This window comes from Mycolicibacterium sp. XJ662 (assembly GCF_053484035.1).
Genome location: NZ_JBEFTL010000040.1, coordinates 1 through 234 on the forward strand (window position 1 = coordinate 1; position 234 = coordinate 234).

General features: G+C 67.1%; 1 pseudogene. It reads right to left on the bottom strand.

Features of this window, described 5'->3' with window-relative positions:
* Positions 1–234, bottom strand: a pseudogene (locus tag ABQE93_RS27085) (HNH endonuclease); the annotation flags it as partial.

A 234-nucleotide genomic window follows, 5' to 3' on the forward strand; every position in this document is an offset into this window, starting at 1 on the left:
CCGCTCATCAAAGGTCCTATCGGCAGCGCGTTTGAGCGCCGCATACACCCCGACCCCCTGGCTCACCGGCAACAACGCCGTCACATAGGTCATCGCATCCGGGGCCGGGCGCGTCGTCACGCTGCGGTCCTTTTCGGCCCTGGCCGCCCGATCGACCACCGCCTGCGGATCGAGCCGATAGGCGACCTTTTTGGCTTCGGCTTTCACCCGCGCATCGCCCATCCCGTCCAGACC